Source organism: Cryobacterium sp. W22_MBD10_FK3 (genome assembly GCF_052113745.1).
Lineage (GTDB): Bacteria > Actinomycetota > Actinomycetes > Actinomycetales > Microbacteriaceae > Cryobacterium.
Window position 1 is genome coordinate 253,609 of the sequence record NZ_JBGQOH010000001.1, and the last position, 13,123, is coordinate 266,731.

The 13,123-nt window shown below is 70.1% G+C and carries 13 protein-coding genes; all 13 read right to left on the reverse strand.

The window, feature by feature from the left end; translation table 11 throughout:
* Positions 1 to 57 precede the first annotated feature (57 nt).
* Complete coding sequence (locus ACEN2M_RS01155; RefSeq protein ID WP_441646291.1) at positions 58 to 669, reverse strand: Trp biosynthesis-associated membrane protein; 612 nt, start codon at positions 667 to 669, stop codon at positions 58 to 60.
* Positions 670 to 2,193, reverse strand: a complete 1,524-nt coding sequence (locus ACEN2M_RS01160; protein ID WP_441646292.1) for an anthranilate synthase component I — start codon at positions 2,191 to 2,193, stop codon at positions 670 to 672.
* Entirely contained in the window at positions 2,190 to 2,567 is a 378-nt protein-coding gene (gene hisI, locus ACEN2M_RS01165; protein WP_441646293.1) for a phosphoribosyl-AMP cyclohydrolase, read from the reverse strand. Before hisI ends, ACEN2M_RS01160 begins: the two co-directional genes overlap by 4 nt.
* Complete coding sequence (gene hisF / locus ACEN2M_RS01170) at positions 2,564 to 3,328, reverse strand: imidazole glycerol phosphate synthase subunit HisF (RefSeq protein ID WP_441646294.1); 765 nt, start codon at positions 3,326 to 3,328, stop codon at positions 2,564 to 2,566. Before hisF ends, hisI begins: the two co-directional genes overlap by 4 nt.
* Positions 3,329 to 3,379: 51 nt before the next feature.
* The gene (gene hisG / locus ACEN2M_RS01175) at positions 3,380 to 4,219 is read right to left on the reverse strand and encodes an ATP phosphoribosyltransferase (protein WP_441646295.1); all 840 of its coding nucleotides are present in this window, start codon (positions 4,217 to 4,219) and stop codon (positions 3,380 to 3,382) included.
* A 63-nt stretch (positions 4,220 to 4,282) separates the two neighbouring features.
* The gene (locus ACEN2M_RS01180; protein WP_265400982.1) at positions 4,283 to 4,546 is read right to left on the reverse strand and encodes a phosphoribosyl-ATP diphosphatase; all 264 of its coding nucleotides are present in this window, start codon (positions 4,544 to 4,546) and stop codon (positions 4,283 to 4,285) included.
* 361 nt (positions 4,547 to 4,907) lie between these two features.
* Positions 4,908 to 5,573, reverse strand: a complete 666-nt coding sequence (rpe, locus tag ACEN2M_RS01185) for a ribulose-phosphate 3-epimerase (RefSeq protein WP_441646296.1) — start codon at positions 5,571 to 5,573, stop codon at positions 4,908 to 4,910.
* A gap of 36 nt (positions 5,574 to 5,609) precedes the next feature.
* Positions 5,610 to 7,082 (reverse strand): RsmB/NOP family class I SAM-dependent RNA methyltransferase, encoded by a 1,473-nt coding sequence (locus ACEN2M_RS01190; protein WP_441646297.1) that lies wholly within the window; start codon positions 7,080 to 7,082, stop codon positions 5,610 to 5,612.
* Entirely contained in the window at positions 7,079 to 7,996 is a 918-nt protein-coding gene (fmt, locus tag ACEN2M_RS01195) for a methionyl-tRNA formyltransferase (protein ID WP_441646298.1), read from the reverse strand. The genes ACEN2M_RS01190 and fmt overlap by 4 nt, the downstream gene beginning before the upstream one ends.
* On the reverse strand, positions 7,997 to 10,162 hold the full coding sequence (locus tag ACEN2M_RS01200) for a primosomal protein N' (RefSeq protein ID WP_441646299.1): 2,166 nt from the start codon (positions 10,160 to 10,162) through the stop codon (positions 7,997 to 7,999). It abuts the gene before it with no gap.
* A 47-nt stretch (positions 10,163 to 10,209) separates the two neighbouring features.
* Positions 10,210 to 11,403 (reverse strand): methionine adenosyltransferase, encoded by a 1,194-nt coding sequence (gene metK / locus ACEN2M_RS01205; protein WP_441646300.1) that lies wholly within the window; start codon positions 11,401 to 11,403, stop codon positions 10,210 to 10,212.
* A gap of 96 nt (positions 11,404 to 11,499) precedes the next feature.
* Entirely contained in the window at positions 11,500 to 12,756 is a 1,257-nt protein-coding gene (coaBC, locus tag ACEN2M_RS01210) for a bifunctional phosphopantothenoylcysteine decarboxylase/phosphopantothenate--cysteine ligase CoaBC (protein ID WP_441646301.1), read from the reverse strand.
* A gap of 28 nt (positions 12,757 to 12,784) precedes the next feature.
* Positions 12,785 to 13,042 (reverse strand): DNA-directed RNA polymerase subunit omega, encoded by a 258-nt coding sequence (gene rpoZ, locus ACEN2M_RS01215; RefSeq protein ID WP_066595628.1) that lies wholly within the window; start codon positions 13,040 to 13,042, stop codon positions 12,785 to 12,787.
* Positions 13,043 to 13,123: the final 81 nt, after the last annotated feature.

A 13,123-nucleotide genomic window follows, 5' to 3' on the forward strand; every position in this document is an offset into this window, starting at 1 on the left:
CAATTCTAGCTTGCCGGGGCTGACCCCCGGCTCCGGCGGCATCGCCGGCGTGCGGGGTCAGACCGTGGGGTCGTCGCCCCTGGTCAGGCCGTCCCAGTCGTCGACGGCGTCGCGCGGGCGGGTCTGCCCGGTGGCGGCATCCGTCACGGGCTCGAACCGGGTGGTTTCGTAGCGTTTGGTCGGCCCAGGCCAGCGCCGAGCGGTGACGCAGATCACCACGCCGACGGCGACCATCAGGATGCCGGCGGCGAGGGCCAGGTATGGCCAGACGGTCAGTGCGGCGCTGCTCACGGCCGAGCGGGTGGAGTCGGTGCCGGCGATGCCGGTTGCGGTGGTCACCGCTGCCGCACTGGCGCCGATCGGGTCGGTCAGGGCCAACGCGGCCGAGAGGATGACACTCACCCCGAGCAGGATTTCCAACAGGCCGAGCACGATGCGGATCAGCACACCGGCGATGGTGAGCGCCCCGGCCAGGGCGAGCCCGGCCAGGGCCAGTGCGGTCAGGCCAGGGGCGGCGATGGTGCCGGTGACCTCGAGGACCTGCTGCGGGTCGCCGTCGGCGGCCAGCCGCACGCTGGCCCAGACCTGGGTCCAGGCCAGGAGCGCCAGACCGCTCGCGGCGATCACCGCCAGGATCAGGATCGGCTTGATGCGGCGAGACGCGGTCATTCAGTACACCCGGGTCATCGAGTTGGCCACGGCTACGGCACGAAGCGGCGCGGCGGCCTTGTTCTGGGACTCCTGGTACTCCGACGCCGGGTCTGAGTCCGCGACCAGGCCACCGCCGGCCTGCACGTGCGCGACGCCGTTCATGATCGTGGCGGTGCGGATGGCAATGGCGAGGTCGGCGTCGCCGGCGAAGCCGAAGTAGCCCACCACTCCCCCGTACACGCCGCGTTGGGTGGGTTCGAGCGAGTCGATGATTTCCAGCGCCCGTGGTTTCGGCGCCCCCGAGAGGGTGCCCGCGGGGAAGGTGGCCCTGAAGACGTCGATCGCGGTCATCTCGGGCAGCAGGTCGCCCTCGACCGAGGAGACCAGGTGCATGATGTGGCTGAACCGTTCGATGCGCATGAACTCGGTCACTTCCACCGAGCCGGCGCGGCAGACCTTGAGCAGGTCGTTGCGGGCGAGGTCGACGAGCATGAGGTGTTCGGCGCGTTCCTTGGGGTCCTTGGCCAGTTCGGTTTCGAAGTCGGCGTCGGCGTCGGGGGTGGCCCCGCGCGGCTTCGACCCGGCGATCGGGTGCGTGAACACGCGGGTGTTCGCCACCTTCACCAGGGCCTCGGGCGAGGAGCCGACGATCCAGTACGGTTCCGCCGCGGTCGACTCGAGGCTGAGCAGGTACATGTACGGGCTCGGGTTGAGGCTGCGCAGCACCCTGTAGACGTCGATCGGGTCTGCCGTGCACTCCTGGTCGAACCGCTGCGAGATGACCACCTGGAACACGTCGCCATCGACGATGTGCTGCTTGGACGTGCCGACGGCGGCGAGGAAGTCGTCCCGTTCGGTGCGGTGCTGCGGCGAGGCCGGGGTGGACATGTCCACCGTGGACACGAAGGCCTCGGCCGGCTGGGTGAGCCGGGTCTGCAGCGCGTCGAGGCGCGCCTGCGCGGCGGGCCACAGGGCATCCGTGGGGTCGATGCCGTCGTTGAGCACGTTGGCGATCAGCTGCACGGTGCCGAACTTGTGGTCGATCACCACGAGATCGGCCACGAAGCTGAAGGCCTGGCCGGGCACGTCGTAGTCCGCCGGCGGCCGGTTGGGCAGCCGCTCGATCTGGCGGATGGCTTCCCAGCCGATGAAGCCGACCAGTCCCCCGGTCAGCGGCGGGTGCTCGTCCAGGCGCGGCGTCTGCCAGCGCTCATAGAGGTAGGCGAGCGCCTCGAGCGGCGCCAGGTCGTTGGCTCCGCCGAACGCACGCTCGGCCGAGATGCCGTAGTCGAGCCAGGCGGTGTCGTCGCCGGTCTGGGTGAGCACGCCGAACGAGGACACCCCGACGAAGGAGAATCTCGACCAGATGCCGCCCTGTTCGGCGGATTCGAGCAGGAAGCTGCCCGGGGTGCCGCCCGCGAGCTTGCGGTAGATGCCGACGGGGGTTTCACCGTCGGCGAAGAGTTCCCGGATCACCGGGATCACCCGGTGCTCGCCGAGGAGGCCCGTGAACGCCGCCAGGGTGGTCGAGCCGGCGCTCATCGGTGGTCCTCGGCGTCGGCGTCCGGAGCGATGAGTCCGGTCACGTCGATGCCGCGCCCGTCGAAACAGGTGTGCGTTCCGGTGTGGCAGGCCGCACCGATCTGCTCGACCTGCACGACGAGGGTGTCGGCGTCGCAGTCCAGGGCCGCGGAGCGCACGAACTGGGCGTGGCCGGAGGTGTCGCCCTTCCGCCAGTATTCCTGTCGACTGCGGGACCAGAAGGTGACCCGGCCCTCGGTGAGGGTGCGCTTGAGGGCCTCGCGGTCCATCCAGCCGAGCATCAGCACCTCCCGGGTGTCCCACTGCTGGATCACGGCGGGAAGCAACCCGGTGGCGTCGAAGCGGGCGGAGTCCAATGCGGCGTCGACGTTCATCGGCGCACCACCATTCCGGCGTCGGCAAGCTCACGCTTGACATCGCCAATCGTCAGGTCTCCGCTGTGGAAGACGGAGGCGGCCAGGACAGCGTCGGCTCCCGCCGCGATGGCCGGCGGGAAGTCCTGCACCCGGCCGGCGCCGCCGGAGGCGATCACCGGCACGCTGCTGAGCTCGCGCATGATGGTGATCAGCTCGAGGTCGAAGCCGGCCTTGGTGCCGTCGGCGTCGATGCTGTTCACCAGCAGTTCTCCCGCACCCAGGTCGATGGCCTGGCGGGCCCAGGCGAGGGCGTCGAGGTCGGTCTCGGTGCGGCCGCCGTGGGTGGTGACCACGAAGCCGGAGGCGGTGCGCTGGCTGCGTTTGACGTCGAGGGAGAGCACCAGGACCTGCGCGCCGTACCTGTCGGCGATCTCGGAGATCAGGGCCGGCCTGGCGATGGCGGCGCTGTTCACGCCGACCTTGTCCGCCCCGCTGGCCTGCAGCCGCGACACGTCGTCGACGCTGCGGATGCCGCCGCCGACGGTGAGCGGGATGAAGACCTGCTCGGCGGTGGCGCGAACGACGTCGTAGGTGGTGGAGCGGTCATCCACGGTGGCGGTGACGTCGAGGAAGGTCAGCTCGTCTGCGCCCTGCTCGTAGTAGCGCTTGGCAAGCTCGACGGGGTCGCCGGCGTCGCGCAGGTTCTGGAAGTTGACGCCCTTGACGACACGGCCGTTGGCCACGTCGAGGCACGGGATCACTCTGACGGCGAGGCTCATGGGTGCGTGTCCACTTTCCTGTTCCTGGGATCGTGCCTGGTGAGGATACCGCTACAGCCGGGCGTTGTGGATGGAGGTGACCAGGATGGCGCGTGCGCCGAGTTCGTAGAGCCGGTCCATCACGCTGTTGGTGTCCAGGCGCGGGATCATCACGCGCACGGCCACCCAGTTCGGGTCGCGGAGCGACGAGATCGTGGGCGATTCGATCCCGGACGCGGCCTGGCAGGCGGCGTCCAGGTTGTCGACGTGCACGTCGTAGTCCACGAGCACGTACTGGCGGGCCACGAGCACACCCTGCAGACGGCGCAGCAGGGTGTTGATGCCGGGGTTCACGTTCTCGGAGGTGATCAGCACAGCGGTGGATTCGAGGATGACCGGGCCGAAGATCTGCAGGCCGGCCTTGCGCAGGGTGGAACCCGTGGAGACGACGTCGGCGACGGCATCCGCCACACCGAGCTGCACGGCGGATTCGACGGCGCCGTCCAGGGTGACCAGGTCGACGGTGACGCCATGGCCGGCGAGGAAGCTGCCGACCAGGCCGGGGTAGCTCGTGGCGACGCGGAGGCCCTCGAGGTCGGTGAGTTCGGCGAAGCGGCCGGCGGGCCCGGCGAACCTGAAGGTGGAGTCCCCGAAGTCGAGGCTGGCGATCTCGCCAGCGGTGGAACGGGAATCCAGCAGCAGGTCGCGGCCGGTGATCCCGACGTCGAGGGCGCCGCTGCCGACGTAGGTGGCGATGTCGCGGGGACGCAGGTAGAAGAACTCCACGTCGTTGTGCGGGTCGGCCACGACCAGGTCGCGCGGGTCGCGGCGGCCGTTGTAGCCGGCCTCGCTCAGCATCTGGGCGGCGGTTTCGGCGAGCGAGCCCTTATTGGGCACGGCGATTCTCAACATGTCAGTCTTTCCAAAGTGTGGGGCTGTCCGAAGGTTCTGGGTGGGATGCGCGAGGAGACAACATCACAGATGTCGGTAGACGTCCTCGGGGGAAAGCCCCTTCGCCACCATCATGACCTGCAGGTGGTAGATCAGCTGCGAGATCTCTTCGGCAGTTTCGGTGTCGCTCTGGTACTCGGCGGCCATCCAGACCTCGGCGGCCTCTTCCACGATCTTCTTGCCGATCGCGTGGATGCCGGCGTCGAGTTCGCGGACGGTTCCGGAGCCTTCCGGCCGGTCTACGGCCTTCTGGCTCAGCTCAGCGAACAGGTCGTCGAATGTTTTCACTCGTACAGGTTACCGGTCCGCACGGCTCCGCGAGAGCGGACCCCTCGGCACGGCTGGTTCGAGAGGGTGCACGGGCCCGGTTGCGAGCTCCCCACCACGAGGTGCACCCAAACATGACTGGCCCACATTTGCTAGTGCACCGGGCCGACCCACTAGCAAAACCGGGCCAGTCACCGAGTTCCACGCCGCAACCCCCAGGCACCCGAACATGACTGGCCCACTCTTGCTAATGCGCCAGGCCCACTCACTAGCAAAACCGGGCCAGTCATGGCGGATGCGGCTTGGCGTCTGTCGCCTGCGGCCCTCGCCTGTCGTCTGGCGCCACGGGCGAACCACGGGCCTGTGCGACGGCGAGCTGCGGTTAGTGGGTGTGCGTGTGCAGGGCGGCGGCCGCACGCAGCCTGGCGATTTGCCCGGCCGGGTCGCCGTTGAAGACGCTGGAGCCGGCGACGAAGGTGTTGGCGCCGGCCTGCGCGGCCTGGGCGATGGTGTCTTCGGTGATGCCCCCGTCGACCTGCAGCCACACGTCGAGGCCGCGCTCGCGCACGGCATCGGCGAGCAGGCTGAGCTTGGGCATTGTCGAGGCCATGAAGCTCTGGCCGCCGAACCCTGGTTCGACTGTCATCACCAGGACCTGGTCGAATTCGTCGAGCAGGTCGAGGTAGGGCTCAACGGCCGTGCCGGGCTTCAGGGCGATGCCGGCCCGGGCGCCGATGTCGCGCAGGCGCCTGGCGAGTCCGACGGCATCCGCGGCGGCCTCGGCATGGAAGGTGACGGAGTACGCACCCGCCTCGGCGTAGGCGGGGGCCCAGCGGTCAGGGTCGTCGATCATCAGGTGCAGGTCCAGTGGGATCGGCGAGACCTGCAACAGGCGTTCGACGATCGGCAGCCCGAGCGTCAGGTTCGGTACGAAATGGTTGTCCATGACGTCGACATGCGCCAGGTCCGCCGTGCTGATGCGGCCTAATTCCCGCTCCAGGTTGGCGAAGTCTGCGGCCAGAATGCTCGGGTTGATCCGGGTAACCATTTTTCTACCCTAGCGAATGGTCCACTCCGCACGGGCTCAGTCGGCCTGACGCTGCAGCAGGGTGATGAACATCGCGTCGGTGCCGTGCCGGTGCGGCCACAGCTGCACGCTGCCGGGGTCGCCGGCCAGGTCGAGCGGATGCACCGTGAGGCCCTGCAACACCGCTGCGGTGTCCAGTGCCACTACCTTGTCGCCCCAGGCCTTGCGAGCCGTCGCCACGATCCCCCGCGTCTCCGCGATGTGCGGTGAACAGGTGACGTAGGCCAGGATCCCGCCGGGCTTGAGGGCGCCGAGAGCCGCGTGGATCAGAGCGGACTGCAGGTCGGAGAGCTCGGCGACGTCCTTGGGGAGCTTCCGCCAGCGCGCCTCGGGGCGGCGGCGCAGGGCGCCGAGGCCGGTGCACGGGGCATCGAGCAGGATTCGGTCGAAGGCCTCCGGCTGGTCTTCGCCCACCCAGGTGCCGTCCATCTCCCAGACCGGCACGTCGGCGGGCACGGCCGCGAGGGCGGCGCGCACCAGCTGCGCCCTGGCCGGCACGACCTCGTTGGCGACGAGCGTTGCGCCGCCGTTCAGGGCCTCGGCGGCGAGCAGGGCGGCCTTGCCGCCGGGGCCGGCGCAGAGGTCGAGCCAGCGCTCCCCCTCCACGATCGGCCGGGCCCGGCTGAGCGCGAGGGCGGCGAGCTGGGACCCTTCGTCCTGCACCCGCAGGCGGCCATCGCTGTCTTTCATCAGGTGGTGCGGGTCTCCCCCGGCGAGTACGAACCCTGTGGGCGAGAAGTCGTTCGGCTCGCCGAGTTCCGCGGTGATTTCCGCCAGTCCGGGCAGGGCGACCATGTTCACCCGCGGGGCGGCGTTGTCTGCGGCCAGGAGCGCTTCAAGTTCGGCTTCGCGGCCTTCCTGGCGCAGGGACTGCCGGAACGCGCGGACCACCCAGACCGGGTGGGAGTACAGGGCGGCGAGGGCGTCGTCCGGGGTGGTGGTGTCGGCGAGGATGCGTTCGCGCCACTCGTCGGCGCTGACCCGAGCGATCGCGCGCAGCACGCCGTTGGTGAAGCCCGTGGCGGAGCGGGAGCCCACCTGCCTGGCGAGTTCGACGGATTCGTTGACGGCCGCGTGGGTGGCGACCCTGGTGGCCAGCAGCTGATGTGCGCCGAGCCTGAGCACGTCGAGGATAGCGGGGTCGATGGCCGTGACGGGCCGGCCGGCGGCTTCGGCGATGACCCTGTCGTAGAAGCCCTGCATGCGCAGGGTGCCGTAGGTGAGCTCGGTGGCCAGGGCGGCATCCGCGGTGTTCAGCGCCGCGCGCTGGATGCGGGTGGGCAGCAGCAGGTTCGCGTACGCGTCGGATTCCCGAACGGCCTCGATCACCTCGTAGGCCACGCGGCGGGCGGGTTGCACGATGTAGGTCGGTCGGCCGCTGTCCGGGCGGGGCGCCCGGTCCTGGCGGGCGGCACGATCCGGGCGCGGCGCGCGGTCCCGGCCGGAACCGCCCTGGCCTGAACCGCTCACGAGGCGATCACCTCGGTTGCTGCCACTCCGCGCCACCAGTCGATTGCTTTCATTGGGGTTTTTCCTGCCGGTTGTACATTGATGAGTTCCAGGGGCGCCGTGCCGGTGCCGATCAGAACCTTCTTGTCGATTTCGGTGATGTGCCCGGCGGTCTGACCGGAGTGCCCGTGTGTCGCCGCGACGTCGTGGAGTTTGAGCCTGGAGCCGGCGATCTCGGTGAACGCACCGGGCTCTGGGGTGACGCCGCGGATGATCGCGTGCACGGTGTCGGCGGGCAGGCTCCAGTCGATGCGGGCGTCGTCGAGGGTCAGCTTGGGGGCCAGGGTCACCTCACCGGTCTGCGGCACGGCCAGGGCGGTGCCGGCCTCGAGGGCGTCGACGACCTGGAGCAACAGGGCGGCGCCGCTCTGGCTCAGGCTCTCCAGCAGCGTGCCTGCGGTCGCGTGCCGGCCGATGGGGGTTTCCAACTGGGCGAAGACGGCGCCGGCATCGAGCTCGGCGACGAGCTGGAAGACGGCGGCGCCGGTGCTGGTGTCTCCGGCCATGATGGCGCGCTGCACGGGGGCCGCCCCGCGCCAGCGCGGCAGCAGGGAGAAGTGCAGGTTGATCCAGCCCAGCCGCGGTGCCGAGAGCAGGGGCTCCCGCACCAGGCCGCCGTAGGCCACGATAACGCCGAGGTCGGCGTCGAGGGCCGTGATCGCCGCGGTCGCCGCGGCGTCGAGACGGTTGGCCTTGATCACGGGCAGGCCGAGTTCACCCGCGGCGGCCGCAACGGGCGATGGGGTGAGCACGCGCTTGCGGCCGAGGGCGGCATCGGTGCGGGTGACCACGGCGGCGATCTCGTGCCCCGAGGCCGCCAGGAGCGACAGGCTGGGCACGGCGACCGGCGGGGTCCCGGCGAAGACGAGTTTCATTTACAGCAGCTCCGGGTCGTCGAATCGTACTCTGAGTGTAGGTGCAGGACGGAAAGCGGCGCCCTTGGGCTTCCGCCGGCTGGCGGCGTTCCGCACGATCGCGGCCTTGAGGGTGCGCGCCACCTCGTCGCCGTCCGGGTAGCCGAACCGCACGATGGCGCGCACCAGCGGGGGCCCGGCGGTCTTCTGGCCCGGTCCGGCGGCCTCGTGGCTGACCGGCCCGAGCACGTCCAGGCCGGGCAGCTCGGCCAGGGATTCGAGGGCGGCGGCCACCTCCGCGTTGCTGCCGGTGACCGAGGCCACGCGAACGGCGGGCGGGAACCGCAGCTGCCGGCGGTCGGAGAGCTCGGCCGCCGCATAGGGGCCTGGCTGCCAGGTGTTGAGGGCGTGGGCGAGAGCCCCGCCGACCCCGACGAGCATCACGGGGGCGCCGGGTGCGGCCAGCGCCGCCGTGTTCGCCCACCAGCGCAGGCAGTCCTCGCCGACACGCAGGGACTCGCGGGCGAGCATGCGTTCGCCGTCGAGCAGCAGGATGGCGCTGTAGCCGTTTCGGGGAATCGGCTCGGCGCCTCGGGTGGCGATCACGAGCGCCGGCTCGGGGCCGAGGGTCTGCACAGTGTGCTCGCCGTCGGCGACGATCACCCTGGAGCCGGGGAAGGCCCGGCCGAGTTCCTCCGCGGTGCGGCCGGTGCCCACGGTGACCACGCGGAACACCGTGCCCTCACAGTGCGAGCAGCGCCAGCCGGCGGCGAGGTGGCCGCACCAGCGGCAGGCGGGGGTGGCGGTGGCGTGGGCGAGCGCGAGCGGCCCCTGGCATTTGGTGCACCTGGCGGACTGCCCGCAGGACCGGCAGGCGAGCATCGGCGCGTAGCCAGGGCTGGCCACCTGCACCAGGACCGGACCGGTGCGCACGGCTTCCTTGGCGGCGAGCCAGGCGGCCGAGGGGATGCGGGCCGCCCTGGCCTGGGCATCCGGTTCGGCCTGGAAGGTGGTGGGAATGACCCTGGGGTGGCTGTCGCGGCTGGGGTGCACGGCGCGCAGCCAACCGATTTCGATGAGGCGCTCGGTCTCGACGCTTCGGGAGTGCCCGATCAGCACGAGGGCGCAGTCGGCCGCCTCGCGGCGGATCAGGGCGGCGTCGCGCGCGTGCACGTACGGGCTGAGCTGTTCGCCGTAGAGCGGATCTCCGTCGTCCCACAGCACGATGAGCCCGAGGTCGTGGGCCGGGGCGTACACGGCAGAGCGGTTGCCGACGACGATGCGCGGGTGGCCCTCCAGCAGCGTCAGGAAGCCGCGGTAGCGATCGGGGTTGCTCTGCCTGGCATCGACCCGCACGACGGCGTCTGCGGGCGCGACGACAGCCAGGGCGGCCTGCAGCTGGTCCTGGTCCCGAAAATCGGGCACCACGAGGATGCTGCTCTTGCCCTGTCGCAGCGCCGACACCGCCAGTTCGGCCATGGTGACAGCCCAGGTGCCCACGGTGCTGCCGTCAGCACTCGCGCCGGGGGCGGCGTCCGCCGCGCCAGGGGTGGCCGGCAGGCGCACCAGGGTCGGCACTGCGGCGACACACACCCGAAGGCGCTCCGCCACGATGGTGCCCAGGGTCTCGGGCGGGTACTCGGCGAAGCCGGGGGCGGCCAACGTCGCCGCGGCAGCCGGGGGTTGTGCGGGCGGGCTCGGTGCCGCCGGGGCAGCTGATTCGGCGGCCTCGGCGGCCCGGCCGGCGAGCCAGGCCTTCTCCACCCGAACGGCGCGCGGAGGCACCGCGAGCCGGATGATGTCGCTCGCGTTGCCCGCCGCGCGGTCGGCCAGCCGTCTGGCCAGGCGCCAGACGGGCGGGGTGAGCACGGGCACCGCGGACACTATGGAGTCGACCGGGCTGAGTGTGCCGCTGAACCCGGTGTCCGGCACGATGTCCGGCCCGCTGCCGTCGAGGGTCGCCTGGCCGGCCGAGTTCACCGGTGCGGCGGGCTGGTCGTTCGGATCGATGACCTCGATGAGATAGCCGTCGGCCACCCGGTTGGCCGAGCGCAACGGAACTCGCACCCGTACTCCGGGCTGGGCGAGGGGGGCGAGCTCGTCGGGGATGGCGTAGTCGAAGAGGTGGTCGAGCTGTGGCAGGGGCGAGTCGATCAGCACCCTCGCGATGAGGCCGGTGCGAGTCATCTGCGGCCCCTCTCGTTGCGAATCTGGTGGTCTCAGATCTAGTGGGGTCAGAGTCCGGCGGCGCTTCGGAGGTCGTCGACCCTGTCGAGGCGTTCCCAGGTGAAGTCGGGCAGTTCCCGGCCGAAGTGTCCGTAGGCCGCCGTCTGGGCGTAGATCGGGCGCAGCAGGTCGAGGTCCTTGATGATGGCTGCCGGGCGCAGGTCGAAGACCTCGCGGATCGCCGCGGTGATGTCCTTCTCCGGCAGGGCGCCGGTGCCGAAGGTTTCCACGTACAGGCCCACCGGTGAGGCGGTGCCGATGGCGTAGGCCACCTGGATCTCGAGCCGTTCGGCCAGTCCGGCGGCGACGGCGTTCTTGGCGACCCAGCGCATGGCGTAGGCGGCGGAGCGGTCGACCTTGGACGGGTCCTTGCCGCTGAACGCCCCGCCGCCGTGCCGGCTGGATCCGCCGTAGGTGTCGATGATGATCTTGCGGCCGGTGAGCCCGGCGTCGCCCTGCGGGCCGCCGATCTCGAAGCGGCCGGTGGGGTTGACCAGGGTGCGCAGGGCGCTGGCGTCCAGATCCACGCGTTCCAGCACGGGGCGGATGACGAGCTCGGCGATGTCGGCGCGCAGCTTCTCGGTCGTGACGGAGGGTGCGTGCTGGGTGGAGAGCACCACGGTCTCCACGGTGCGCGGCACGATGCCGTCGTACCCGATGGTGACTTGGGTCTTGCCGTCCGGGCGCAGATAGTCCAGCTCGCCGGACTTGCGTACCTCGGCGAGGCGTTCGGCCATGCGGTGGGCGATCCAGATCGGGATCGGCATCAGTTCGGGGGTCTCGCGGGTGGCGTAGCCGAACATGATGCCCTGGTCGCCGGCGCCCTGGCGGTCGTAGTCGTCCAGGCTGTCCTGTTCGCGGCTCTCGTAGGCGTCGTCGACGCCCTGGGCGATGTCAGGGGACTGGCCGCCGATGGAGATCTCGACACCGCAGGACCGGCCGTCGAACCAGACGTCGGACGAGTCGTATCCGATGTCGGTGATGCACTTGCGCACGATGGAGGGAATCTCGACGTAGCCGGCGGTGGTGACCTCACCGGCGACGTGCACGAGGCCGGTGGTGACGAGGGTCTCCACGGCCACCCGGCTCTGCGGGTCCTCGGTGAGGAGAGCGTCGAGGATGCTGTCGGAGATCTGGTCGCAGATCTTGTCAGGGTGGCCTTCGGTGACCGACTCCGAGGTGAAGAGGCGAAGTTCGCTCATCGGGGTGCGTCTCAATTCTGTGGGTAAATGTGCTTCGGTGTGGTGGTGGTGCGAGGGCGCGCAGGCCCGATCGAAGAGCGACCTGACAACGCCGGCTCAGGAAGCGGGAGCGACCTCATGGAGGCCAGTGGCCATCGTGCCGACGATGCTGTCGAGGATACGGTGGGCCACCGACAACTTCGTTCCGGAGGCCTCCATCACTATATCTCCGGCGCTGTTCAGCACGGCGATCTCGTTACCCTCTGTGGCGAAACCCTGGGTCCAGCCGACGCGGTTGAGCACGAGCAGGTCGCAGCCCTTGCGCTGGATCTTGGTGCGGCCGAGTTCCCGGCGCAGCAGGTCGTCCGGCTCGGTTTCGGCGGCGAAGCCCACGATCAGCTGGCCGGGTTGCCTGGCCAGCGCGAGGCCGGCGAGTACGTCGGGGTTGCGCACGAGTTCGAGCGAGAGCCTGTCCCCCGCCACGTCCTTCTTGATCTTGTCGGCCTGCACAGCGGCCGGCCGGTAGTCGGCGACGGCGGCGGCCATGATGACGATGTCGGCGGATGCCGCGGCCTCCCGCATGGCCTGCTGCAGGTCGAGGGTGCTGCTGACGGCGTGCACCCCGATGCCGGTGGGCACGGGCACCTCGAGGTGCGCGGCGACCAGGGTCACGGCGGCGCCGCGGGCCAGGGCCGCTTCGGCGAGGGCCACGCCCTGGCGCCCGCTGGAGCGGTTGCCGAGGAAGCGCACGGGATCGAGGGGTTCGCGGGTGCCGCCGGCGCTGATCAGCACGCGGCGCCCGGCCAGGTCCTGCGGCACTGCGCTGCCCGCACGACGCGAGTCCAGGGCGGCCAGGGCTGCCTGGACGATGGTGTCGGGCTCCTCCATCCGGCCGGGGCCGGAGTCCGAGCCGGTGAGCCGCCCGTTGCCAGGCCCAACGATCGTCACCCCGCGCTCACGCAGGGTGGCGATGTTGGCCACGGTGGCGGGGTTGTTCCACATCTCGGTGTGCATCGCCGGCGCTATCACGAGCGGTGCGGTGCTGGCGAGGATGGTGTTGCCGAGCAGGTCGTCGGCCAGGCCCAGGGCGATCTTCGCGATGCTGTTGGCTGTGGCGGGGGCGATCACGATCAGGTCGGCGGACTGGCCGATGGCCACGTGGCGCACCTGGGCGACGCCCTCGTAGAGATCGGTGTTCACGGGGTTGCGGGAGATCGCCTCCAGCGTCGGCTTGCCGACGAAGCGCAGGGCGGCTTCAGTGGCGACGACGTGCACGTCATCCCCGAGCAACACGAAAGCGCGCACGACATTGACGGCCTTGTATGCAGCGATGCCGCCGGTTATCCCGACGACTATCGTGCGACCAGTCGACATCCTGCGCGCTTACGTGAGTGCGAGTGTGTTACTCGACGATGGGCTTCGAGGTGAGCTTGTCCTCGTTGATTTCGCGCAGCGCCACGGAGAGCGGCTTGTCGTCAACGGTGGAGTCGACCAGCGGTCCCACGTTGTCGAACAGGCTGCCTTCGTGCAGGTCTGCGTAGTAGTCGTTGATCTGGCGGGCGCGCTTAGAGGCGAAGATCACCAGGGCGTACTTGGAATCGACCTTGGTGAGCAGGTCGTCGATGGGCGGGTCAATGATGCCAGTGGGCTTGTTGGGCACGCTGTCACACTCCTTCATGCTGTTCAAGCAAAATGTACGGGCTACGCGGTGTCACCGGGGGTTTCCGTGTCCGGAAACCGT

Bases quoted from the DNA above. Each gene is read 5' to 3' on its own strand.
- ACEN2M_RS01200 (WP_441646299.1), bottom strand. From the start codon at position 10,162: ATGACTCGCACCGGCCTCATCGCGAGGGTGCTGATCGACTCGCCCCTG.
- rpe (WP_441646296.1), bottom strand. From the start codon at position 5,573: ATGGTTACCCGGATCAACCCGAGCATTCTGGCCGCAGACTTCGCCAAC.
- hisI (WP_441646293.1), bottom strand. From the start codon at position 2,567: ATGAACGTCGACGCCGCATTGGACTCCGCCCGCTTCGACGCCACCGGG.
- ACEN2M_RS01160 (WP_441646292.1), bottom strand. From the start codon at position 2,193: ATGAGCGCCGGCTCGACCACCCTGGCGGCGTTCACGGGCCTCCTCGGC.
- fmt (WP_441646298.1), bottom strand. From the start codon at position 7,996: ATGAAACTCGTCTTCGCCGGGACCCCGCCGGTCGCCGTGCCCAGCCTG.
- ACEN2M_RS01155 (WP_441646291.1), bottom strand. From the start codon at position 669: ATGACCGCGTCTCGCCGCATCAAGCCGATCCTGATCCTGGCGGTGATC.
- metK (WP_441646300.1), bottom strand. From the start codon at position 11,403: ATGAGCGAACTTCGCCTCTTCACCTCGGAGTCGGTCACCGAAGGCCAC.
- hisF (WP_441646294.1), bottom strand. From the start codon at position 3,328: ATGAGCCTCGCCGTCAGAGTGATCCCGTGCCTCGACGTGGCCAACGGC.
- hisG (WP_441646295.1), bottom strand. From the start codon at position 4,219: ATGTTGAGAATCGCCGTGCCCAATAAGGGCTCGCTCGCCGAAACCGCC.
- coaBC (WP_441646301.1), bottom strand. From the start codon at position 12,756: ATGTCGACTGGTCGCACGATAGTCGTCGGGATAACCGGCGGCATCGCT.